Raw genomic sequence first — 23,069 nt, 5'->3', positions numbered from 1 at the left:
CTACATCGCATGAAAAAGAATATACTATGGATAGGCTGCTTGGTTTTTGCCATGGCCTGCGGCAACGCCTCTGAGGAAAACAAAGCAGGAGATGACGGCGCCTACAGTGTTACCGGCAAGCAGGACTCGGCCTCCGGGGCGGCTGTGAGCGCAGCTGCCAAGCAGTCGGAGGTAGACACCAACCGCATGAACATCGGCACGGACAGAAGCCTTGGCGCTGAGGGCGAGGCCGCAACTGCCGAAAACCACGAAAACGGCAAGAAGCTCATCGCCATGTCGGACTGCCTGGCCTGCCACCAGGAGCAAAAGAAGCTGGTGGGCCCGGCCTACGCAGAGGTGGCTGAGAAGTATGAGGCCAACGATAAAAACATAGATTATCTGGCTGGCAAGATCATAGAGGGCGGCTCCGGCGTATGGGGCCAGGTGCCTATGTCGCCGCACCCGGACCTGAGCCAGGACGACGCCAAAGAGATGGTACGCTATATTCTATCCTTAAAGAAATAACCCACTGACATGAAAAAAATCTTCCTTCCGATACTGGCTGTGGCCGCGCTGTGGTCCTGCCAATCCGAAAACGCTGAAAACACATCCGAAGCCATGACCGAGGTATCCGCCGACAGCACCAAGGCCGAAAACGGAGCGTGGATCACGCTCTTTGACGGCAAAACAACCGAAGGCTGGCACACCTATGGCCGCGACTCCGTGGGCAAGGCCTGGGTAATAGACGACGGTGCCCTGCACCTGGACGCCTCGAATAAAAAAGACTGGCAAACCAGCGATGGCGGCGACCTTGTAACAGAGGAGGAGTACGGCGACTTTGACCTGCAGTTGGAGTGGAAAGTAGCCAAGAACGGCAACAGCGGCATTATCTTTTATGTGCAGGAGGATACCTCCCAGTATCACTACACCTGGAACACCGGCCTGGAAATGCAGGTGCTCGACAACGAGGGGCACCCGGACGCCAAGATTGAGAAGCACCGCGCCGGCGACCTGTACGACCTGATTGCCAGCAGCCCAGAAACCGTGAAGCCGGCCGGCGAGTGGAACCAGGTAGAGATCATCAGCAAAGACGGACACCTGGAGCTTTACCAGAACGGGCAGAAAGTAGTGGAAACCACCCTGTGGGACGACAACTGGCGCCAGATGGTGTCCAAGAGCAAGTTTGCAGACATGCCGAACTGGGGCACGTTCAAGTCCGGCAAAATAGCCCTGCAGGACCACGGCGACAATGTATGGTACCGCAACATCCGCATCAAGCGACTATAGCTTTCACCTTCTCTACCCTTCACACTAAACGCATTCGCCATGAATTCGCTGACCCGCATTAAATTATCGTTCATGATGTTCCTGGAGTTCTTTATCTGGGGCGCATGGTTTGTAACCTTAGGCACTTTTCTGGGCAACAACCTGCAGGCCACTGAGCTGGAAACTGCCAGTGTTTTCTCCACCCAGTCGTTTGGGGCCATCATCGCACCGTTCATCATCGGCCTCATTGCCGATAAGTATTTTAACGCGGAGCGGATTCTGGGCCTGCTGCACCTGGTGGGCGCCTTCCTGATGTACCAGATGTATAACTCGGCTGACGTGAGCGAGTTTTACCCCTACGTGCTGGCCTACATGATCGCCTACATGCCGACATTGGCGCTGGTGAACTCTGTTTCGTTCCGGCAGATGAAGAACCCGGAGAAAGAGTTTTCGGTGATCCGTGTATGGGGCACCATCGGCTGGATCACGGCGGGCCTGTCGATCAGCTACATTTTTCACTGGGACTCGGCGGCAAGTATAGGAGACGGGCTGCTGCGCAACACGTTTATGATGGCCGGCATCGCCTCGCTTATACTTGGTATCTACAGCTTTATGCTGCCCAAAACGCCGCCCGTTAAAAACCAGGAGAAGGCCAACTCTATTTCCGAGATTCTGGGCCTGGATGCTATAAAGCTGCTCAAGAACAAGAACTTTTTGATCTTCTTTATCGCCTCCATCCTTATCTGCATTCCGCTGGCCTTCTACTACCAGAACGCCAACCCCTTCCTGACGGACATCGGCCTGGAGAACCCAACCGGCAAGATGACGATCGGCCAGATTTCCGAGGTACTCTTCCTGCTGCTGCTGCCCGTGTTCTTCTCCCGCTTTGGCTTTAAGAAAACCATCCTGGTGGGTATGCTGGCCTGGGCGCTGCGCTATGTGCTGTTTGCCTATGGCAACGCCGGCGAACTTTCCTTTATGCTCATCATCGGCATTGCGCTGCACGGCATCTGCTACGATTTCTTCTTCGTGTCCGGACAGATCTACACCGATGCCAGGGCAGGGGAGAAGTATAAAAGCTCGGCGCAGGGCCTTGTAACGCTGGCTACCTACGGCGTGGGCATGCTGATCGGCTTCTGGGTGGCCGGCTATATCAGTGAGTACTACAAAGGGGCTGGCGCAGAGAACTTCTGGCAGAGCGTGTGGCTGGTGCCGGCGGGCATTGCCGCGGTCGTGGCCGTGCTGTTCATCATCTTCTTTAGGGATGAAAAAGACACGGCCAGCCTGGCGACAGACAAGCCCTACGGCGCCGAAACGGAAAGACAGGAACTGACCAGCTTACCTTAACCAGCATTGTAGAAGTATGGCACACAACACGAGCCGCAGAAGCACGCTCCGAAAGATTATGGCCGGCACCGCCTCCCTTACGGCGGCCAGCATACTGCCGACACTTACGGCCTGCGCCCAAAACAGCAAAGAAAGTATGAGCGAACTCAAAGGGAACATCAACCACGCGGTGGCCCGCTGGTGCTTTGGCGATCTGCCGCTGGAGGAGCTTTGCCAGCAGGTTAAGGCAATGGGCATGAAAGGCATTGACCTGGTTGGCCCGAAAGACTGGCCTGTGTTGCAGAAGTATGGCCTCACCTCGAGCATGTGCAACGGCGCCGAGCTGAACCTGGTGGACGGCTGGAATGACAAGCAATTCCATGCCCAACTCATCAAGAACTATACTGAGATGATACCCAAAGTGGCAGAGGCCGGCTACCAGAACCTGATTTGCTTTAGCGGCAACCGCCGGGGCAAAACCGATGAGGAAGGCTGGCAGAACTGTGAGGAAGGGCTGAAGCAGGTGCTGCCGCTGGCCGAAAAGCACAAGGTAACGCTGGTGATGGAGCTGCTCAACAGCAAAGTAGACCACCAGGACTACCAATGCGACAAGACCCCCTGGGGCGTGGAACTGGCCAAAAGGCTCGGGTCCGATAACTTCAAGCTGCTCTACGACATCTACCACATGCAGATCGACGAGGGCGACGTGATCCGGACCATCCGGGATAACCACCCCTACATTGCCCACTACCACACGGCAGGGGTACCGGGGCGCCACGAGATAGACGACACGCAGGAGCTGAATTACCCGGCCATTATGAAAGCCATTGCGGCGACCGGCTTCAAGGGCTTTGTGGCACAGGAGTTCAGCCCAACCCACGAGGACAAACTGGGCTCTTTGCGGGAAGCCATCCGCATCTGCGATGTATAAACGTTGCTTATGTTCTAACCTCTCATCCTAAATAAACAACCTCAAGCAAGACCAAAGATGACAACAAGAAGAAATTTTTTGCAGCAGGCAAGCCTCCTGACGGCCGGCGTACTGCTGCTGCCCGGCTGTGTAATGGCCGAGGGCAACAAGAACGTGGGTATACAGCTGTACACGCTGCGCAACGAGCTGCCGAACGATGTAAAAGGTGTGATAGGGAAAGTAGCCAAAGCAGGCTACAGAGAGGTGGAAACCTACGGCTACTCTAAAGAGGGCGGCTTCTGGGGCCTCAGTGCCGAGGATTTCGCAAAGCTTCTGAAAGAGAATAACCTGACATCCCCGAGCGGCCATTTCGGCATGGACGCCTATATTGGCGAGGGCAAAGACGAGGACCTGGAAAGCTACATTGCCGCCGCCAAGGCAGTGGGGATGGAGTATGTGGTCGTGCCTTACCTGGGAGAGGGCCTGCGGCAGAGCGCAGATGATTACAAGCGCATTGCCCAGCGCCTGAACAAAGCGGCTGAGGCGTGCAAGGCAGAAGGGCTGGTGCTGGGCTACCACAACCACGACTTTGAGTTTAAGCAGTTTGGCGACACCACCGGCTACGATATCCTGCTGCAGGAAACCGACCCGGAGCTGGTAAAGTTTGAGCTGGACCTGTACTGGGCCGTAAGAGGCAATAAAAAGCCGGCAGACATGTTCAAGGCCCATCCGGGTAGGTTTGAGCTATGGCACGTAAAAGACATGGATAAGAACGACCCGAAACTGAACACCGAGGTTGGGTCTGGCTCCATCAACTATAAGGAGATTTTCGAGCACGCCAAAGAAGCCGGCCTGAAGCATGCGCTCGTAGAGCAGGAAAACTTCTCCATGGATCCTTTCAAGAGTATCAGCCAGAGCTATACCTATATCAAAGAGAATCTGCTGTAGCCATACTTCACGTTTAAAAGAACAGGGCTTGCCATACTTACGTGGCAAGCCCTGTTCTTTTTTTGCCTGCGCTAAATTGTCGCAGCGCGACAGCGTCAGGACCTGACGACGTTCATCACGCCTTCGGCGGTAGTGGCACCCAATACCCGGTTAAAGTCACCGCGCAGTGCTTTCAGGGCATACCGTTCCTCATCAATCTCGGCGCGTGTCCGGAAGCCTAGCCTGCGGTAGATGGGGAGTGAGGGGCACCAGCCCTGCAGGCCATGCTGCAGCACAAATCCCGCCCCGATGCCGGCAAGCAGGAGCCAGCGCTTGTCTTTTTTAGCGCCGAGCAGCAGGCCAGCCAGCGTGAGAGCCGAACCGTGTATCTCCAGCATGCGCTCCACGTCCCACTCCTTGTTTAAGCTTTCCAGCCGCGCAGCGATCTGCTCCGGCCCGTTGTGCCCGTAATGGTCTATGTTTTGAAGCGTTTGCGCGTCTATTCCCTTGTTTACTGCTTCCGAGGTGTTTTGCCTGACGCGCCCTTCATTCTTTTCTTTCATCGCTTTTTTCTAGGGCTATACGAGGCCTGTGCGGAGTTAAGTTGGGTTAAGTATAGGTTAGGAGGTGCCTGTTAACCGCCACTCATTTAAGGGGGATAGTATAATCGCTAAAGGGAACGTATAAAAAAAGACGGCCCCGCGTGTGCAGAGCCGTCCTCTCTCAAGTATAAGAAGTATAATCCTTATAGTTTTCGTCCTACCTTGTGGCCTGCCGTGGCATAGAACAGGATAAACAGGTAGCATGGCACCATGATCCAGTAGGCCTGGTGCGGTGCCCAGCTGTCGGCAAGGGCGCCATAGGCCAGCGGCAACACAGCGCCACCGGCAATGCCCATCACCAGAAGCGAGGAAGCGGCTTTCGTGAAGCGCCCCACGCCGGCCAGCGCCAGCGGCCAGATAGCCGGCCACATAAGCGAGTTAGCCAGACCCAGCAGCGCAATAAAGGCAACCGATACATAGCCCGAGGTCATGATGGCCCCTACAGAGAAGACAACCCCTACAATGGAACATAGCTTCAGGGCGTTTTCCTGCTTGATATACTTTGGAATGGCGATAATACCGATAATATAGCCCACTACCATAGACACCATCGTGGCGCTGGTAAAGAACTTGGCCGTGGTAAGCGGGATGCCCTGCGAAGAGCCGTAGCTAATGATAGAGTCGCCGGCAATAACCTCTACGCCAACGTACAGGAACAGCGTGAATACGCCCAGCATTACATGCGGAAAGTCGAACACGCTTTTCTTGCCGGTATTGCTGGCGGCCACTGCCTCATCCTCCTCATCGGTGTCTACTTCCGGCAGGCTGGATTTGTATACCCAGATCGCCAGCACAGCCAATACGACGATAATGCCAATGTAGGGCGGAATCACGCGCAGGGCCATCTCGTCCAGGGCTGCCTCGCGGGCCGCCGTCGTCATGCCGGCGATATCGGCGCGGAGCCTGTCGGCGTTCTCAAGCTGCAGGAACATGCCCAGGATGATAGGGGCCACGGCGCCAGCCAGCTTGTTACAGATACCCATGATGCTGATGCGCTTGGCGGCACTCTCCGGCGGACCCACGATCGTGATGTAAGGGTTGGAAGCCGTTTGCAGAATGGCCAGGCCGCTACCCAGAATAAACAAACCGGCCAGGAAAAGCAGGTAAACGCGCGTCATGGCGGCAGGTATAAAGAGCATGGCGCCCACAGACATCAGGAGCAGTGCCACCGACATGCCGTTCTTAAATCCGAACTTGCTCAGCACTCTTGTAGAGATCGGTGCCATGAGCAGGTAGGCGATGTAAAAGGCGAATGTTACAAAAAAGGACTGAAACTTGGTGAGTTCGCAGGCGATCTCCAGGTAGGGGATCAGCAGGGAGTTGAGCCATGTAACAAAGCCAAAGATGAAGAACAGCGAGCCAATGATGGCCATCGCGCTGCTAGAGCCGGACTTGTGGCCAAGCTCCGCGGTGGTGGCTTGCCTGGACTGTGTGGACGTGTTTGCCATAGAGATTATGAATGCTTATGGTTATGGTGTGTTTGTATAAGGGTTAATCGTTTCGCTTCCGAAGCTTCGTTGGAGCCTAAGCGCAGGCGCAGGCACATGAACTTCTGATATGCAAGATAAGCTTATTTTGAAATTATCCGAGGTCTTATCTGCTTTCTGTTGTTATAACCCTCAAATTGAGCGCAGGCATCGCTTTAGTGCTCATCGCCCAGTGCCATACCCAGTTGCAGCTGAAGGCTCTCCGGCCACAGCCAAAGGATGAGCAGGCCAGCAGCCAGCACGAGGGCAAACAAGAGCGCCACCCTGGCAAAAACGGCCCTGCTACCCAACATGCCTACCAGCCCCGCTTTAAAAACCAGGTTTGCCATAGCGGCCACCAATATGAGCCGCCACCCGCTGCGCATTTCGATGTTACCTGTGTGCATCAGCCGGGAGGCGGAGAGCGTGATGGCATCCACATCTGTCAGCCCCGAGATAACAGCCACTATGTAGAGTCCGTCGCGGCCCAGTTTATCTTGGGCAAAAGCCGTCGCCAGCACTACCGCCGCATACACTGCCCCGAAAACCAGGGCTGTTTTAAGCTGGGCCGGGTTGCCCTGCTCAGGCATTTTATCGGCATCCGATCCTTTGAAAAAGTATACCGCCCCGCCAAGCAGGAGCATGAGCAGAAGCACCGCGGCTAAAGGAGGGGCCACCGTGCCCAGCGTTTTAGGGGCCACAACGGCAACCTCAGCGATGATGCGGAAGAAAGAAACGGTGGAGGCGATGTAAATGACCAGGGCGGCCAGCATGGTGCTGGTGTTTTGGTGGCCTTTGGTGCGCCGGGCATAGCTCACGGCGGTAGCCGTGCTGGAAATAAGCCCTCCCAGTATTCCGCCCAGCAGCGTGCCGGCCCGCTGCCCAAAAACCTTGTAAGCAAAATAACCCAGCAGGCCGATGCCCACGATCAGCACCACCATCAGCCAGATATTGTGCGGGTTCAGCACCTGGTAAGGGCCGTAGGCCTTGTCCGGGAGGATAGGCAGGATAACCAGCGAGATGACCACGAACTGCATGATCGCCCTCAGGTCAGCGGCCCCGATCTTGGCGACCAGGTTGTGGAGCGCGGCCTTCAGGTGGAGCAGCACGGCGGCAGTTGCGCCCACGGCCACGGCTACCGTGCTGTTGCCCAGCACCAGGTAAGCCCCCACCGCATACATCAGCAGGGCCGCCGTTTCGGTGGTTAGGCCGGCATCATAATGAGGGGACCTGCTGCGGATAAAGTTGGCAGCCACAGCCAGCGCTGCCAGGCTCAGGAGGCCTATGGCCAGTATCCAGCCGCCAAACGCCTGCGCCAGCAAGCCGCTAACCGTACCAAACAGCGTAATAAGCGGAAAGGTACGGATGCCCGCTAGCTCCGACTGGTCGTGCTGGCGCTGCAGGCCTACGAGCAGGCCCAGGCCCAACGATATCCCGAGTGTCTGAAACAGTTCTAATTCCATTGCCTTTTTTGCTCCCTGAAGGTACTGCCTTACAGTATAAAAGTATAGCAGTCGGCTATACTTTTATACTGTAAATAGATAGGGAAGTGCTCCTTATGGCTCTTGGTCCTGTAGCAGGGTACTGGAGAGGCGCTTGAGCTCCACCTCTGCCGCTTTGGCCTGGTACTGTATGTCAATCAGGCGGTTAGAGGCAACCAGCTCGTTGCGTTGCGCCTCGCGCAGCTCGATGGCCGTCAGCAGCCCCAGCCGATAGCGCTCCAGCGCAATTTCAGCGTTCTGTTGGGCCAGGTTTACGTTTACCTCCTCCAGCTCCAGTATTTTCAGGCGGTTGGCGTATTGGCTGTAGGCCCGGGCCAGGTCAGCCTGCAGGCGGTTCTCTTCCCTTTTAAACTCCAGTTCGGCGGTTTCCAGGTTAATGCGGGCATTCTGCGCCTGGCGGTTTAGGTTAAAGCCGTTAAAGATGGGCACGCTCAGTGTCAGGCCATAGTTGTAGCCTCTGTTCTGGTTAAACCTTGCCTGGAACTCGTTCAGCGGCTCGGCCTCGTTACGGCTAAAGTTATAGTTGCTCGTCACGCCGATGGTCGGGAAGCGGCTGGCGCGGATGGACCTGAGGTCGAGGTGGGCCAGCTGCCTGTCCAGCTGCAGGCGCTGCAGCAGCGGGTTAGCGGCGTACAGGTTGGTGTTGGCGTTACCATACTCCAGGGTAGGGTCCACCACGATGCTGTCGGTGACGGTAAAGTCAATGTCCGGGTCGCGGCCCAGCAGCTGGTTGAGGTTGATTTTGGCGTTCTGCAGCACCTCTTCCTGCAGCAGCAGCTCTGATCTATCGGCATTATAGTCCACCTGCGCGCGCAGGATCTCCACCTTGGCGCTCACGCCCACCTCGTACTGGGCCTGCGCAATCTCCACCCGGGCCTCTGAAATAGCGATGGCATCCTGCAGGGCCTTGATCTTGAAAGACTGGCGCGCCACCTCAAAGTAGCTGGCGGTAATGTCGGCCACGGTGTTCTCCACCGTCTGCTTGGTAAACAGCTCCCCCGATTTCTCCAGTGTTTTGAGCCGCTCTAGGTTGATGAACATGCCCAAGCCATCGAACACCACCCAGTTTAAGCTCACGCCATAGCCGATGTTGTTGGAGCTGGCCCCGTTGCGCACCCGGTCAGGGCCGGTCTGGAACTCCTGGCGGGAGGTGTTCTCGCTGAAGGTGCGGGTAGCCCTGCCGTCTACAGCAGGCAGAAACCCGGCATTGCCCAGGGTGACGTTATTTTCAGAAACTGCTTCCTGCCTGCTGGCAATCTGTATGTCATAGTTGGTCTGTAGTCCTATGCGGATAGCCTGCTCGAGCGAAAGCTGCTCCTGGCTCAGGGCCTTGCCTGGCATAAGTATGGCTAGTCCGATCAGGAATAGCGCCGCGGCTCTGTATGAAAACATGTATACTCGTAGTGTGCGTTAAAATCCTTTAGCTAAATTAATGAGGTGGCTGGTTGAAGTATGATCAGGCATACTCCGGGCGCGGCTTCTCGGCGGCGGCTTTCTCTTCCTCTTCTTCGCCTTCGAGCACGTTGGCCTCGGCAGAGGAGAAGTAGGAGTAGATCGCCGGAATCACGTAAAGCGTCAGTCCGGTGGCCAGCACCAGGCCACCTACCACGGCAATACCCATCGGCACCCGGCTCTCAGCACCCGTACCCAGGGCCAGCGCAATAGGCAGCGTACCCAGTATGGTGGAAAGCGAGGTCATCAGGATAGGGCGGAAGCGGGACACGGCTGCATCGGTGGCTGCCTCCAGTTTCGAAAGGCCCTCTTCTTTGCGCTGGTTCGCAAACTCCACCAGCAGGATGCCGTTTTTCGTAACCAGACCCACCAGCATGATCATACCAATCTGGCTGAAAATGTTGAGCGTTTGCCCGAAAGCCCAAAGGCTGAGCAGGGCACCTGACAAGGCCAGCGGCACGGTAAACATGATGATCACCGGGTCGCGGAAGCTCTCAAACTGGGCAGAGAGCGCCAGGTAGATCAGCCCCAGGGCCAGCAGGAAAGCAAACAGAAGGCTGCCCGAGCTTTCAGAGAAATCCCTGGACTGGCCGGTGAGTGATGTCTGGAAGGTTTCGTCGAGTACTTTGTCAGCGATAGCGTCCATGGCGGCCACTCCGTCGCCGATGGTTTTGCCTTTGGCCAGCGAGGCGCTGAAGGTAGCGGCGGCAAAGCGGTTAAAGCGGTATACCTGCGGCGAGGCGCTTTCCTCTTTCAGGTCGATGAGGTTGTCAAGCTGTATGAGCTGGCCTGTGTTGTTTTTAACGTACAGGCTGCGCAGGTCCAGCGGCTCGCTGCGGTTCTCGCGGGCTACCTGCCCCAGGATCTGGTACTGCTTACCGCCTTTCACAAAGTAACCGAAGCGCTGCCCGCTGAGGCCGAGTTGGATGGTTTGGGCAATGTCGCGCACGGTCACGCCCATACTTTGGGCCTTCTCACGGTCTATCTCCACGCGCAGCTCGGGCTTGTTAAATTTCAGGTTCACGTCCACGAAGTTGAAGGTCGGGTCGCTTTGAGCAGCCTCCAGGAACGGAGGGATGATCTCGCGCAGCTTGTCCATGTTCTGCGACTGCACCACGAACTGCACCGGCTGCCCCGAGCCACGGCCGCCGCCCAGGCCTTTGTCGCCGGAGGCAAAAGCCCTGGCACCCGGAATGGTGTTGATCAGGCTGGGCAGGTCCTCTACAATCTGCTGCTGCGTTTTTTCGCGCTGGTCCGGTTCTACCAGGCGCAGGCGGATAAAGCCCGAGTTGGAGTTACGCGTCATGGAGGTGATGCTTTCTATGCCTTGAACAGAGTCATTCACCAGGGCTGTCAGCTCGTTCATGTACCCGTCCATAAACTCAAAGGAGGCACCTTCCGGGCCGGTGGTGCTAATGCGCAAGCCGCTGCGGTCTTCGTCCGGCGTCAACTCCGACTGCAGGGTGGTCATTTGCCACCAGATGGCACCGGCCGCCGCCACAATCAGCACGAAAGCCATCCATCGCACGCGCATAAAGGCTTCCAGGCTGCTGCGGTACCCGTTGTTGAGGGCCACAAAGAAAGGCTCTGTTTTGCGGTAGAACCAGTTAGGCCGCTCGCGGTGCTTGAGAATGCGCGAGGACATCATCGGGGTGAGCGTGAGCGAGACGAAGGAGGAGATGATCACCGAACCGGCCACCACGATACCGAACTCCCGGAACAGGCGACCCGTGGTATCCTCCAGGAAGGCCACCGGCATAAACACCGCCGCCAGGGCCACTGTGGTCGAGATGATGGCAAAGTATATTTCTTTCGCCCCGTTTTTGGCGGCCTGCAGCGGTTTTTCGCCTTTCTCGATCCGGGTATAGATGTTCTCCAGCATCACGATGGCGTCATCCACCACCAGGCCAATGGCCAGCACGATGCCCAGCAGGGTGAGCACGTTGATGGAGAAATCCATCACATACATGATAAAGAAGGAGCCGATAAGCGACACGGGTATGGCCACCACCGGAATCAGGGTAGAGCGCCAGTCGCGTAGGAACAGGAAGATAATGATCACCACCAGGCCAAAAGCCACGAAGATAGTTTCCTGCACCTCGGCAATGGAAGCCCGGATGTACTGGGAGTTATCAAAGCCAATGGTCAGCTGCAGGTCTTCGGGGATGTCTTTTTTGATGTGCTCGAGGCGGCGGTAAAACTCGTCGGCAATCTCTATTTGGTTAGAGCCCGGCTGCGGCACCAGCACCACGCCAATCATCGGGATGCCGTTGTAGCGCAGCACCGTTTTCTCATTCTCCGGCGAAAGCTGGGCGAAGCCAATGTCGCGGAAGCGGATCAGGCGGTCCGCGTCCTGCCGCACGATCAGGTTGTTAAATTCTTCTGCCGTGGAAATGCGGCCCATGGTGCGCACCGAAAGCTCCGTGGTGGCACCTTCTATACTTCCCGAGGGCAGCTCCACGTTCTGGCGCGCCAGGGCATTCTGTACTTCCAGCGGCGTCACGCGCAGGGCAGCCAGCTTGTCGGGGTCCATCCACAGGCGCATGGAGTAGCGCTTGTCGCCCCAGATCATGATCTCACTCACGCCCGGTATGGTTTGCAGCTGCTCTTTAAACACGTTCATACCAATGTCAGAAAGCTCCAGGAGCGTACGGTTCTCGCTGCGGATGCCCAGGAAGAGGATCGGGTTGGCGTCGGCGTCGGCTTTGGCCACCGTGGGTGGCTCGGCATCCTCGGGCAGGCGGCGCTGGGCACGGGCCACGCGGTCGCGCACGTCGTTGGCGGCTGTTTCCAGGTCCACGTCCAGGTTAAACTCCACGGTAATGTTGCTGCTCCCCTCGCTGCTGGTGGAGGTAAGCGTCCGGATGCCGGCAATGCCGTTGATGGATTCTTCCAGCGGCTCGGTGATCTCAGACTCTATTGTTTCGGCATTGGCACCCGTGTAGGAGGTGCGCACGTTCACGATAGGCGGGTCCACGCTGGGGTACTCGCGCACGCCCAGGTAAGTAATGCCAATAAACCCGAACACGATAATCGCGATACTCATCACGATGGCCAGCACGGGTCGTTTTATACTGATGTTTGATAAACTTGCCATATATTATGTGGTCTCAGGTCCGGGAGCTGGCGGGGCGGAAGCTCGCTGGGAGCGTTCCGGTTCGCCTTCTGCCCATCGCTTATAAGCAGAGTTAAGTATGTTTTAAGCCTTACATCACCTGCCGCTTGGTGGCAGGAGGGGTAACTTGGCAACCTGTGCTTTTCGGCACCAAGCTTCGGGGAGTAAAAGTATAACGCGCTGCCGGGTTACAGCCGCATCCCTACAGGGCTGTATCTTTAGCAGGTGGCTGCGGCGTTTCAGGACCTGCCAATGCCTCGGAGGCCGTCATGACCTTGCGGATGTCCAGCGCAGAGCCGTTGCGCACCTGTAAGATGCCGGAGCGGATGATCGTGTCGCCGGGGGCAATGCCGTCCATGATCTGGATAAGTGTTTCGGAGCGCTGCCCGATCTTCACCATTTGCGGGGCCGCCTTGCCGTCTTTAACCAAAAACACCTTGTGGCCGGTAGCCTCCGGTATGATAGCCTCGGTCGGTATCAGGAGGGCGTCATCGGATTCTTTTATCGCCAGGCTCACGTTAACGAAGGCGCCTGGTTTCACCTCCTGCTTTGCGTTCTCATACAGTGCCCTGATCTGCAGGGTGCGGGTGGCAGGGTCTATACTTGGCTGAATAGCGTAAATTGAGGCCTGGTAGGTATTGGGGTCGCCTTCTACGGTGAAGTTGATCTTGGTGCCCTCTTTTACCTGGCTGCTGTAGCGGCCGGGGATGGCAAAGTCTATTTTCACCGGGCTCACGTCCACTATGCGGGCAATAGGGGTGGTCGCCGACACGTAGCTGCCCTCGCTTACCTGGCGCAGGCCAACCACGCCATCAAAGGGAGCGCGCACGTAGGCTTTGGCCATGGTGGCTTTCAGGGCCTGGATGTCGGCGGTGGCAGTGGCCAGCTGGTTGCTCACCTGGTCATACTCCTGGGCGCTGATGTATTCTTTCTCGAGCAGGGTGCGCTGACGCTCCTCCATCTCACGGTACAGCTTCTGGTTCGACTCCAGCTTCTGCAACTGGGCCCGCAGGTCAGCATCGTTCACGGTTAAGAGCAGCTGCCCTTTGCGCACGCGGCTGCCTTCCTCAAAGTTGATGCCTGTCACGCGGCCGGAAATCTCGCTGCGCAGTTCCACATCCTCGTTAGGCAGCACGGTGCCGGTGGTCGTAATCCGGTTCTGGAACCCGCTAGGGGATACCACGTACACATCCACTGCAACCTGCTGCGCCATCGGTCCGCCGGATTGGGCGGCCATTTTCTCCGGCTCTGCCGAAAGCTGCCTGTAAACAAAGTAGCCCACTGCTGTTACGGCTACTAAAATCAAAATAGTCTTTAACGTTTTGTTCATTTGTGTTTTAACACAGGTTTAGATAGGTAGGTGTCTGTTATGCTAAAAGCAAGCTGATGTACCGGGGCGGTAATAGGCCCCAGCTTAAATATACAGCCAATATGGCGAAGTATAAAAGTTGCCGTAACTTAATGGCTACAAACTGGCACAATTAAAAGACAGACAACAGGGGCGAAGGTTTAAACAGCATAGATCGAAAATGGCAAAAAAAGACAGCAAAGAGAATTTTTTCCAGCATGTATACGAAGTAGTGCAGCTGATTCCGCGCGGGCGTGTCACCTCTTATGGCGCTATTGCCAGCTACCTGGGGGCCAAAGGCTCTGCCCGCATGGTGGGCTGGGCCCTGATTGCCTCCCATCCGATGGCCCGGATTCCGGCGCACCGCGTGGTGAACCGCATCGGCATGCTAACCGGCAGCCAGCACTTTGACACGCCCCAAGCCATGCAGGAGCGACTGGAGGAGGAGGGCGTGCGCGTGGAGAGCGGGCAGGTGCAGGATTTTGAAAAACTGTTTTGGGACCCGGCGAAAGAATTGCTGTAAGTATAGCCTGCTTCCGCGGGGTTTTATACTTTAGCAGCGGTTTTTAAGCCCTGCACCCGCCATGTTCCGACACCGAGGCAAACACCGCACCCTGAAGCATAACCTGAAGCTGGCCTCGCTGCTGTCGGCTGTGGCGGGTATTGTGAACGTGGCAGGCGTTTTTGCGCTGCACCAGCTTACCACCAACGTTACGGGGCATTTTTCCTTTTTTGCCGATGAAATAGCGCGCCGCAACTTTGAGAGCGCCTGGGGCTATCTGCTGTTTATACTTGCCTTTCTGTTCGGGGCTGTGGTGTCGGGGGCGCTGCTGGAGGCAATGCTGCGACGGGATAAGCGCCTGGTATACCTGCCGCCGGTGGGGCTGGAGGTGCTGCTGCTGGTAGGGGTGGCCTTGCTGAGCCAGGAGGTTATACGTGCCAACCCTGTTGCCGTGGCCTGTAGCCTGCTGTTTGCCATGGGCCTGCAAAACGCGCTGGTAACCGGCATCTCCAACGCCGTGGTGCGCACCACCCACCTCACCGGCCTCTTCACCGACCTGGGCATTGAAATAGCGCAGCTTCTTTTTTACCACAAGCCCGAGCAGCAGCAAAACCTAAAAAACTCCATCCGGCTGCGCCTCACCATCATCAGTTTCTTTTTCCTCGGGATCATTGCCGGCGGCTTTTTGTACGCCATTTACGCCATGAAAACCCTGCTGCTGGCCGCCGCCATACTTATAGCCGGCCTCGTGTACGACACTGTAAAGTATAAGGTGGTAAGGCTGAAACGAAAGTACAGAGCCTGAGCGCAGGACTGCCTGTGTCGGCCTAACTTCTTGTAAACTCCCTGTTTTAGCCCGATATTGGCGCAAAACCACGCTGAGATGAAGATTAAGCTCCTAGTAATAGGCAAAACCGACGAGAAGTTTCTGGAGGAGGGGATTCAGAAATACCTGAACCGGCTGAAGCACTACCACCCAGTCGAGTTCATCGTTATCCCCGACATCAAGCAGGGCGGAAAGTATACGGCCGATAAACTGAAAGAGGCGGAAGGCAAGCTGATACTGGGCAAGGTGCAGGAGGGCGATTACCTCATCCTGCTCGACGAGAAGGGCAAGAGCTTCACCTCCCCGGAATTTGCAGCATTCCTGCAGAAAAGGCTCAATGCTGTGACCACCAACCTGGTTTTCGCGGTGGGCGGCGCCTTCGGTTTTTCCCCGGAGGTATACCAGCGCGCCAACGACAAGTTCTCCCTTTCCAAAATGACATTCACGCACCAGATGGTACGCATGTTCTTTTTTGAGCAGCTATACCGCGGCTTCACCATCCTGAGAGGGGAGAAGTATCATAATGATTGAGGTGTGGGTGGGAGTAACGTACTGTGCTAAACTGTGGCGTAGCTAAAGTTTAGCTGTGGTTAGCTGATGGTCTATTTTGTCTATTATCTTATCCAGATTGGTTTTATTGTACTGCTGTAGTAATGTAGGATAAAGATTAAAAATAATATTGTGTACAAGGAGTAACACTACTGAATTGTGCCCCTTCTGAACTACAGTAAAAGGTATACCAATGATTAGTACAAGCACAAAGGCTATGGCATGTAGAATTTCAGAGTTTGTCATTTCATTACGAACTGCCACAAGCTCACCCAAAGAGGGTCTTCGGCTGAATTTAATGTTTTTATTTAGATGCCGATAAAACGTTTTCGTTACAGACCACTTGAACAACTCTATTCCAATTGCTTTGTAGATACTGTCGTTGCCAATGAGCTTTAGGCTTGATAATTTGTGGTAAAAGTTCTGTCTTTTAAGATAAGAAGTAAGCAGCAGGCCGAATAACCATGAAACCATAATAATGGAAAGCAGTCTAAATAACACAGCGATCATTTCCTTACTTGTTTTGACTAAGAGCTAACTTGAGTATAAGTAATTATTACGTTTAGCCAACGTTAGGAGGATAAACGTAACTGGTCTAACGAATATACTATATAGTTAGAATATTATAAGTGCTACTTCCCATTCATTAAAGTTGGCTAAAATAACTTTAACCAAAACCCACCAACACTAGAAGCTCTAGGAACCTCATTAAGTACATCCCTTCTATCGAAAATTTACTTAGTAGTCCCATGTCATGCTATGTAACTAGAACCTTACTTTGACTGAGAACTGTTAAACTGGCAGAAACTGTTACTTAACCTGTGACAATTGCCAACCGTCTAAAAGACATACGTCGTCACTAGCACACTGCAGGATAAACAATACCTTTGTACTATGGAGATAAAGTTGAGCACGGCCAATACCCTGGAAACCGGCGCCACCTGGAGCCTGCCCGAAGTGCGTAACGTGACGCAGAACCGTATGCTGCTGCACCTGGCGTTCTGGACGGTGTATGTGGTTTTCTTTGGCTTGCTGTACGGCAGTTACATTGATGATTACTACAACGCCTTTATGGTGGAGCTGGTGGAGCTGCCGTTTAAAATGGCGCTGGTATACTTTAACATGTACTACCTGATGCCGCGCTACCTGCTGCAAAAGCGCTACCTGGAGTTTTTTGTGTACCTGCTCTTGCTGATGGGGGCCATTGCCGGTCTGATGCAGTTTGTGCTGCTGCCCTTCCTGATCCACCCGATTTTCTGCCCCACCACCTGCACCGAAGATAACCTGACGCTGTACCGCTTTATCAAGAACATCGTTAACATCAACTATGTGGTGGCCATTACGGCGGTGATAGCACTGCTCAAAAACTGGTACAGCCACCAGCGGGCTGCCCGCGACCTGACGCAGGACAAGCTGGAGGCGGAGCTGAAGTTCCTGAAAGGGCAGATACACCCGCACTTCCTGTTCAACACGCTCAACAGCCTGTACTCGCTCACGCTCAAGAAGTCGGACAATGCGCCCGAGGTGGTGCTGAAGCTGTCGGGGCTGATGGACTACATGCTGCACGATGCCAATGCGGCCATGGTACCGCTGGATAAGGAACTGGAGTATATAAAGAACTATATTGCCCTGGAGAAAATGCGCTACGGCGAGCGGGTGGAGGTGCAGTTTTCGGCTACCGGAAGTATAGCCGGCAAGCAGATTGCGCCCATGCTGCTGTTGCCCTTCGTGGAGAATGCCTTTAAGCACGGCGTGAGCACCGAAACCAAGGGCGCCTGGATCAGAATTGACGTGAAGGTAACGGACGAGCATTTGGTGCTGCTCGTGGAGAACTGCAAATGCACGGACAAAGCCAGCAGCAGCTCCCGCGACATGGCCTCGGGCATTGGCCTGAAAAACCTGCAGCGCCGCCTGGAGCTGCTTTACGAAGGCCGCTACGAGCTGGAAGTGGAGGAGGAACAGGACAGCTACGCCGCCAGATTGGAAATAACGTTTTAAATGGACATTAGATTTTAGACACTAGATATTAGATCTCCGAAGGTTAGAAGATTTTAATGTAGCTGATAATTAATAGACGAAAGTATAGCTTGTGTGGCTCATAGTCATAAAATCTAGCATCTAACATCTAACATCTAACATCTAATATCTAACACCTAGTACCTCATCAAAACTATGAATAAGATCCGCTGCATGATTGTGGATGACGAGCCGCTGGCGCTGGACGTGCTGGAAACCTTCATCCAAAGGCTGGACAACCTGGAACTGGCGTGCCGCTGCAACAACGCCGTGGAGGCCTACAGCTGCCTGCAAACCGAGCACATCGACCTGCTGTTCCTGGATATTCAGATGCCCAAGCTGACGGGCATAGATTTCCTGAAGTCGCTGGCGCACCCGCCCAAGGTGATCTTTACCACCGCCTACCGCGACTATGCCGTGGAGGGTTTTGAGCTGAATGCGGTGGACTATCTGCTCAAGCCCATCGCCTTTGAGCGCTTTCTGAAGGCTGTTTCCAAAGTATCGGCGCCGGAGGCGCAGCAAACAGCTCTGGCGGCGCCAACAGCCGCAGCTCCTGCCGCTGCCCCGCCAGATTACAAGGATGCCTTTATCTACCTGAAAGCCGATAAAAAAATGGTGAAGGTGATGCTGTCCGACATTCTCTACATCGAGAGCCTGAAAGACTACATCCGCGTGAAAACCGAGACAAAAGAGATCATCTCGTACCAGAAAATATCCTTTCTGGAGGAGAAGCTGCCGCCGGAGAAGTTCCTGCGCATCCACCGCTCCTTTATCATTGCCCTGGACAAAGTGCAGGCTTTTTCGGCCTCTGCCGTAGACATCGGCAAAACCGAGATCCCGATCGGCCGCTTCTACAAAAACGAAGTGCTGCAGGTGCTCAACCAAAATAACCTGCTGGAGAATTAGAGAGTTAAATGTGTGGGGCTATAAGGAGGTATAGCTATTTACTGAATTTACCCGTAACTTATCTGCAGGTAATAAAAGAGGTTAAAGTATGGCTGGTTCTAAATGAATACCTCTCCAACTCCCAAACTCTTTAACTCCTAAACTCCAAGGTGTACATCTCTAAAAAGAAGCAGTTTTACCCCATCAGCAAAGGGCTGCGCAAGTACCTGCGCCACTACGACCGAGAAACGAAGCTGCCGGTGCTGTACGAGGGGCTGCTGCATTACTCCGATTCCTTTCCATACTTCGATAAGCAGGGCCACGACACGCTGTGGGAGTCGGTGATGTATGACCAGCAGACGCAGCAGGAGCTGAACGAGGGGCTGACGATGATCTATGCCCTGCTGAAAACGGACGGTGATATGTCGGTGATGGAGCACCTGTACGTGTCCCGGATAGACTACTGCACCTTTGGCAATTCCAATCCGTTCCGGGTGCAGATCATGAACCAGCTCAACGACAACTACGATTATTTTTATGTGAAGCGCGCCGATGCCTCGCGGATTTACGGGCTGGAGCTGGAGCACATCCTGTCGCCGAGCCGCATCAATTACCTGGTAGACGGCGACACGCTGATAGAAGAACATATCGCGGGCATCCCCGGCGACGTGTTTATCAAGGATTTTATAGCGCGGCCCTCCACCAACAAGGTGCGGATTGCCAAGGAGTTTGTGAAGTTTAACGAGCGCTGCTTTGTGCGTTTGCTGGGCGATATGCGCTCTTATAACTATGTGGTGGACGTAACGCCGGATTTTGAGGACGAGCAGTACCGCGTGCGCCCCATCGACTTCGACCAGCAGTCCTACGAGGGCAAAAAGACGATGTACCTGCCGCAGTTCTTTAAAGACAACAACATGATTGTGGAACTGGTGCTGAAGCTGCTAAAACCGGATGTGGTAAAGCAGTACCAGAACGAGGAGCGCACGCTCATGTTCCGCCGCCTCAAATCAGCCCGCTACCGCCTCAAAGACCTCATCGACTGCATGCGCCAGGACACCATCTCCACGCCGGAAAAGGTAGCACAGCTAAAGCAGGAGCTGTCGGAGCACCACAAATCAGACATTTTTCTGAGGTGCCGCAACATGGGCGACCTCGTGCGCCTCAACCTCAAAGTCATACTTGCCAAAGCCCATAAGGTGAAGGGGTTTTAGGTGTTGTGGAATATCAACCACCCCTATTCCAGTTGCTCTTCGGGATTTGCAATCCCGAAGCACATAATACGAGGATTTACAATCTGACTTCTACCTTTTTGGCCACAGCCCCACAGCTGGCAAAGTATAAAATCGGATTACAAATCTTAATAATAAATAATATGCTTTCGGATTGCAAATCCGAAAGAGCAGAGGAGAAGCGGAGGTTGGACGCAGCAAAGTATAAACCAGCAACTAGCAACCAAACTACAACCGCTCCAGGTCCTTTCGCGTCCGCTCGCTGCCTTCCAGGTTACCGGTGTTTACGGTGCTGGCCGGCTCAAACATGAGCACCTCCGCCTCCTGATGGGCCACGGGCTTGTGCTCCACGCCGCGCGGCACAACCATGAATTCGCCCGGCTTCAGCGTTACTACCTTGTCGCGCAGGTGCATCTCGAACTCGCCTTTTATCACCAGGAAAAACTCATCCTCGTGCTCGTGGTGGTGCCACTCAAAAGGGCCTATAAACTTAGCGATCTTCACCTGCTGTCCGTTCAGCTCGCCTACGATGCGCGGGTTCCAGTGGTCGGAGAACTGGCTGAACTTCTCGGCCAGGTTTACTTTTTCCAGATGATCTTTCATGCTTTTACACTTTATCTGAACTTATTCTAAATAACACTGCGTTTTATTTGGACTGGTTCTAAATAGTATTTAGATTTGCAGTACAATCGCAGAGCCGGTTAGCTAAGTTACACCACATGATGCATACAGCCACGCCATTACCCGAAATTTATACTTCTGAGGCAGGAACCGTTTACCAGTGCGACCGCCATAACCGCCTGATGCTAAACTTTGCTGGCGAGCTGACAGTGCTGAAACTTGATGCTTTTCTGCGCCTGAAGCGCGCGGTGGATAGTATAGACCTGGACGCGATGGCCAGCAACCCCGACCGCTCCTCCGACTTCAGCATCATCACCGTGTGCGGCTGCGACCGCTGCTTTGTGCTGACGCTGACCGAGCTGCATGCGCTGCAGGAACTGTTGGCCGGAACCAAATTTGTGCTGGAGCTCAACCGCATGCTGCACGAGTGCCTGAGCGGCACGCTGGTATAGAGAATTTAGCCTATCATAACAGTATGGAAAGCACGGCCCCAAAAGGCGGTGCTTTTTTAATTTAGACTTCTTCCGAATTTGCGGGCGCTGTTGCAAAAGCACAACCAAAGCAACTATATTCAGGTATGAAAGAGGAGGTGAAAACCATCACCTTAAGCCAAATCTACTAAACGCCCGAAATTATGAAAGACTTACTAAGACTTAGAACATCGCTAAGCGAAACGATAGAGCAGATACTGAACGATCAGATAAAAATGGAGGCAGAGGCCTCGGCGATGTATTTGGCCATGAGCAGCTGGTGCGACCGCAACGGCTTTGACTGCAGCGCCGGCTACTTTAAAAAGCAGGCGGACGAGGAGCGGGAGCACATGCTGCGCCTGTTTAAGTATGTTTCTGATATGGGCGGCCGCGCCGTCTCACCGAGCGTGACCAACATACAGGTGGAGTTTGACTCTTTCCGAAACGTGTTTGAGCAGGCCCTGCAGCAGGAAATCTCGGTTACGCAGTCGTTTAACCGCATGGCCGACAAATGCCAGAAAGAGAAAGACTACGTGACTTTTACGTTCCTGCAGTGGTTCCTGACAGAGCAGATCGAGGAAGAGTATGTGGCCCGCCGTGCGCTGGAGCTGTTCGAGGTGATCGGCGAGGAAGGTACCGGCCAGTACGAGATAGACAAGCGCGTGCCGAAGATCACCTATGAAGATACCTACGAGGACTAAGCTGCCTCTAAAGTATAGATAAATATAAACATCGCGGTCCCAGGCGTATTTCCGGGGCCGCGATGCTTTTTTTATGGGTTTTCCTGTTTAGGTGTGTTATTAAGGATGTGCTCCTGGAAAGCTTCTTTCGCCTTCCGTTCATCCGTGTAGGGCATCCAGGCGTTGTCGGGTTGCATGCAGGTAACGGGGGCGTAGTCGCAGCGGTCGGTGCAGTCGGTTTTTATTACCTCCACCTGCCCCTTCAGGCCCAAGTCCTTTATCATCCCCCTGAAGAGCTTGCTCAGGTCCTTGCCGCCTTTCTTTTTGCACTTGCTGCCCGTGCACACATAAATCACTTTATCTGGTGTATTAAAACTTTTGCTCATGGGTAAGAATACGGGAATGCGGCCTCTATAAGCTGAAGTATGGCCGATTAGTTTCGAAGGTCGTTTTGATGGTCTGTGGGGAAGCGGGAGTATCGCCAGCCTCTGAATCAGAAAATATCCTATCCCTGGTCTGGCTTCTGGCACGCCTTCAGCCAGTCTTTGGCACTTTCAACGTCATCAAATATGCGCATTTCAAACAGCCCGTGCGTACGGGTCTCCATATCGGCGGCAGAGGCGGCGGCAAACGACTCCTGGTTGGCCACATGGGCGTAGTAGCGCAGGCCGGCTGCAATGGCTTGGGGCATCCATTCTTTCTCAATCCAGTTGACAGAGTCGTCCCAGCGGCCCACGAGTTTGGTGTTGTCATTCAGGCCGTAGGCGGTTTTATACTTCCGGAAGGCTTCCAGCACAGCCAAAGAGCCCTGCTTTACGTTCTCAGGGCTCACATAGCCCTCCCACTCGTTGCAGATCCAGTGATTGGCTTCATCGTAGGTAATGGTAAGGTACACCTTACCGGTGGAGGATGTAAGTTCAGCTATTTTTGTCATGCATCAGGCCTGCTTTTGCCTCATCAAAGATAAGCAAAGTATGGCTGAAGAGCTACTGGCGTTGGTATAAGTATAAATGGCTTGATGAAGCCTACATGGGTAAGCTTATAAAGTATAACCTAGAAAATCCTGGGCGCAATCCCTTTGCCTTAGGGCTGGTTGCTTTGCCCATACTGTGGCTGATTTAAGTTCCTCAGCTGTATGTTGCCATTTCTGCCGGGGGTGAACTCCGACAGGATGAGCGTGCCATCCGTGCTCAAGTAGCCGCCTTTGCCCGGGGTGCCCGGCTGGCCACTTTCTCCGGCGGTATGCAGTATGTTGATACTGTGCACCTGGCTAGCGCGGTTGATATTGGCAATAAAGCCCTGCGTGCTGTAAAGGAGCATCAGGTTTCCGCCGTTACCGCCTCCGCCGCCCATGGTCGCATCAGTACCACTGGTGCCCGGCGTGCCCGGATGATGCAC

The 23,069-nt window shown here is 54.5% G+C and carries 24 protein-coding genes; 13 read left to right on the top strand and 11 right to left on the bottom strand.

The features are described from left to right. Positions 1 to 9 precede the first annotated feature (9 nt). The 5 genes from FJM65_RS21445 to FJM65_RS12470 are packed head-to-tail and all read left to right on the top strand — an operon-like array spanning position 10 to position 4,429. On the top strand, positions 10 to 504 hold the full coding sequence (locus tag FJM65_RS21445) for a c-type cytochrome (RefSeq protein WP_219855983.1): 495 nt from the start codon (positions 10 to 12) through the stop codon (positions 502 to 504). A gap of 9 nt (positions 505 to 513) precedes the next feature. Beyond that, positions 514 to 1,266, top strand: a complete 753-nt coding sequence (locus FJM65_RS12485; RefSeq protein WP_140621873.1) for a 3-keto-disaccharide hydrolase — start codon at positions 514 to 516, stop codon at positions 1,264 to 1,266. Positions 1,267 to 1,305: 39 nt separating this feature from the next. Then, entirely contained in the window at positions 1,306 to 2,592 is a 1,287-nt protein-coding gene (locus FJM65_RS12480) for a nucleoside permease (RefSeq protein WP_140621872.1), read from the top strand. Between the two features lie 16 nt (positions 2,593 to 2,608). Next, entirely contained in the window at positions 2,609 to 3,502 is an 894-nt protein-coding gene (locus FJM65_RS12475) for a hydroxypyruvate isomerase family protein (RefSeq protein WP_140621871.1), read from the top strand. A gap of 57 nt (positions 3,503 to 3,559) precedes the next feature. Continuing rightward, positions 3,560 to 4,429, top strand: coding sequence for a sugar phosphate isomerase/epimerase family protein (locus FJM65_RS12470; protein WP_140621870.1), 870 nt, complete (start codon positions 3,560 to 3,562; stop codon positions 4,427 to 4,429). 95 nt (positions 4,430 to 4,524) lie between these two features. On the opposite strand, the gene FJM65_RS12465 is transcribed toward FJM65_RS12470, so the two are convergent. The 6 genes from FJM65_RS12465 to FJM65_RS12440 all read right to left on the bottom strand — a co-directional run bounded on the left by FJM65_RS12465 (position 4,525) and on the right by FJM65_RS12440 (position 13,875). Beyond that, complete coding sequence (locus FJM65_RS12465) at positions 4,525 to 4,971, bottom strand: DUF2892 domain-containing protein (protein WP_140621869.1); 447 nt, start codon at positions 4,969 to 4,971, stop codon at positions 4,525 to 4,527. 182 nt (positions 4,972 to 5,153) lie between these two features. Next, entirely contained in the window at positions 5,154 to 6,458 is a 1,305-nt protein-coding gene (locus FJM65_RS12460; protein WP_140621868.1) for a sugar MFS transporter, read from the bottom strand. Between the two features lie 194 nt (positions 6,459 to 6,652). Further along, on the bottom strand, positions 6,653 to 7,939 hold the full coding sequence (locus FJM65_RS12455) for an MgtC/SapB family protein (protein ID WP_140621867.1): 1,287 nt from the start codon (positions 7,937 to 7,939) through the stop codon (positions 6,653 to 6,655). 93 nt (positions 7,940 to 8,032) lie between these two features. Continuing rightward, on the bottom strand, positions 8,033 to 9,370 hold the full coding sequence (locus FJM65_RS12450; protein WP_140621866.1) for a TolC family protein: 1,338 nt from the start codon (positions 9,368 to 9,370) through the stop codon (positions 8,033 to 8,035). 64 nt (positions 9,371 to 9,434) lie between these two features. After that, on the bottom strand, positions 9,435 to 12,527 hold the full coding sequence (locus FJM65_RS12445) for an efflux RND transporter permease subunit (RefSeq protein ID WP_140621865.1): 3,093 nt from the start codon (positions 12,525 to 12,527) through the stop codon (positions 9,435 to 9,437). A gap of 220 nt (positions 12,528 to 12,747) precedes the next feature. Beyond that, a complete protein-coding gene (locus FJM65_RS12440) occupies positions 12,748 to 13,875 on the bottom strand; it encodes an efflux RND transporter periplasmic adaptor subunit (protein ID WP_140621864.1) in 1,128 nt (375 codons plus the stop codon). Between the two features lie 199 nt (positions 13,876 to 14,074). On the opposite strand from FJM65_RS12440, the gene FJM65_RS12435 reads away from it, so the two are divergent. The 3 genes from FJM65_RS12435 (at position 14,075) to rlmH (ending at position 15,752) form a co-directional block, all read left to right on the top strand. Next, positions 14,075 to 14,416, top strand: a complete 342-nt coding sequence (locus tag FJM65_RS12435; RefSeq protein WP_140621863.1) for an MGMT family protein — start codon at positions 14,075 to 14,077, stop codon at positions 14,414 to 14,416. A 61-nt stretch (positions 14,417 to 14,477) separates the two neighbouring features. After that, complete coding sequence (locus FJM65_RS12430; RefSeq protein WP_140621862.1) at positions 14,478 to 15,200, top strand: YoaK family protein; 723 nt, start codon at positions 14,478 to 14,480, stop codon at positions 15,198 to 15,200. A gap of 78 nt (positions 15,201 to 15,278) precedes the next feature. Then, positions 15,279 to 15,752 carry a 23S rRNA (pseudouridine(1915)-N(3))-methyltransferase RlmH gene (rlmH, locus tag FJM65_RS12425; protein WP_140621861.1) on the top strand — a complete coding sequence of 158 codons (474 nt, stop codon included), beginning with the start codon at positions 15,279 to 15,281 and terminating at the stop codon, positions 15,750 to 15,752. A gap of 42 nt (positions 15,753 to 15,794) precedes the next feature. Here rlmH and FJM65_RS12420 read toward each other — a convergent pair whose 3' ends face one another. After that, entirely contained in the window at positions 15,795 to 16,280 is a 486-nt protein-coding gene (locus FJM65_RS12420; RefSeq protein ID WP_140621860.1) for a glycosyl-4,4'-diaponeurosporenoate acyltransferase CrtO family protein, read from the bottom strand. A 384-nt stretch (positions 16,281 to 16,664) separates the two neighbouring features. Here FJM65_RS12420 and FJM65_RS12415 point away from each other — a divergent pair, with 384 nt between their 5' ends. The 3 genes from FJM65_RS12415 to FJM65_RS12405 all read left to right on the top strand — a co-directional run bounded on the left by FJM65_RS12415 (position 16,665) and on the right by FJM65_RS12405 (position 19,882). Then, complete coding sequence (locus FJM65_RS12415) at positions 16,665 to 17,768, top strand: sensor histidine kinase (RefSeq protein WP_140621859.1); 1,104 nt, start codon at positions 16,665 to 16,667, stop codon at positions 17,766 to 17,768. 174 nt (positions 17,769 to 17,942) lie between these two features. Beyond that, complete coding sequence (locus FJM65_RS12410; protein WP_140621858.1) at positions 17,943 to 18,692, top strand: LytR/AlgR family response regulator transcription factor; 750 nt, start codon at positions 17,943 to 17,945, stop codon at positions 18,690 to 18,692. A gap of 149 nt (positions 18,693 to 18,841) precedes the next feature. Then, positions 18,842 to 19,882 carry a hypothetical protein gene (locus FJM65_RS12405; protein ID WP_140621857.1) on the top strand — a complete coding sequence of 347 codons (1,041 nt, stop codon included), beginning with the start codon at positions 18,842 to 18,844 and terminating at the stop codon, positions 19,880 to 19,882. A gap of 246 nt (positions 19,883 to 20,128) precedes the next feature. Here FJM65_RS12405 and FJM65_RS12400 read toward each other — a convergent pair whose 3' ends face one another. Continuing rightward, on the bottom strand, positions 20,129 to 20,503 hold the full coding sequence (locus FJM65_RS12400; protein WP_140621856.1) for a cupin domain-containing protein: 375 nt from the start codon (positions 20,501 to 20,503) through the stop codon (positions 20,129 to 20,131). A gap of 116 nt (positions 20,504 to 20,619) precedes the next feature. On the opposite strand from FJM65_RS12400, the gene FJM65_RS12395 reads away from it, so the two are divergent. Together FJM65_RS12395 and FJM65_RS12390 are read left to right on the top strand one after the other, a co-directional pair. After that, on the top strand, positions 20,620 to 20,973 hold the full coding sequence (locus FJM65_RS12395) for a hypothetical protein (protein WP_140621855.1): 354 nt from the start codon (positions 20,620 to 20,622) through the stop codon (positions 20,971 to 20,973). A 182-nt stretch (positions 20,974 to 21,155) separates the two neighbouring features. Then, on the top strand, positions 21,156 to 21,692 hold the full coding sequence (locus FJM65_RS12390) for a ferritin (protein WP_140621854.1): 537 nt from the start codon (positions 21,156 to 21,158) through the stop codon (positions 21,690 to 21,692). Positions 21,693 to 21,763: 71 nt separating this feature from the next. On the opposite strand, the gene FJM65_RS12385 is transcribed toward FJM65_RS12390, so the two are convergent. The 3 genes from FJM65_RS12385 to FJM65_RS12375 form a co-directional block, all read right to left on the bottom strand. Continuing rightward, positions 21,764 to 22,057 carry a (2Fe-2S) ferredoxin domain-containing protein gene (locus FJM65_RS12385; RefSeq protein ID WP_140621853.1) on the bottom strand — a complete coding sequence of 98 codons (294 nt, stop codon included), beginning with the start codon at positions 22,055 to 22,057 and terminating at the stop codon, positions 21,764 to 21,766. A 119-nt stretch (positions 22,058 to 22,176) separates the two neighbouring features. After that, entirely contained in the window at positions 22,177 to 22,605 is a 429-nt protein-coding gene (locus FJM65_RS12380; protein ID WP_140621852.1) for a hypothetical protein, read from the bottom strand. A 149-nt stretch (positions 22,606 to 22,754) separates the two neighbouring features. Continuing rightward, complete coding sequence (locus FJM65_RS12375) at positions 22,755 to 23,069, bottom strand: hypothetical protein (protein WP_140621851.1); 315 nt, start codon at positions 23,067 to 23,069, stop codon at positions 22,755 to 22,757.

The sequence above is a fragment of the Pontibacter mangrovi genome (genome assembly GCF_006385705.1).
GTDB lineage: Bacteria > Bacteroidota > Bacteroidia > Cytophagales > Hymenobacteraceae > Pontibacter > Pontibacter mangrovi.
This window is presented reverse-complemented; position numbering and strand designations above follow the sequence as displayed.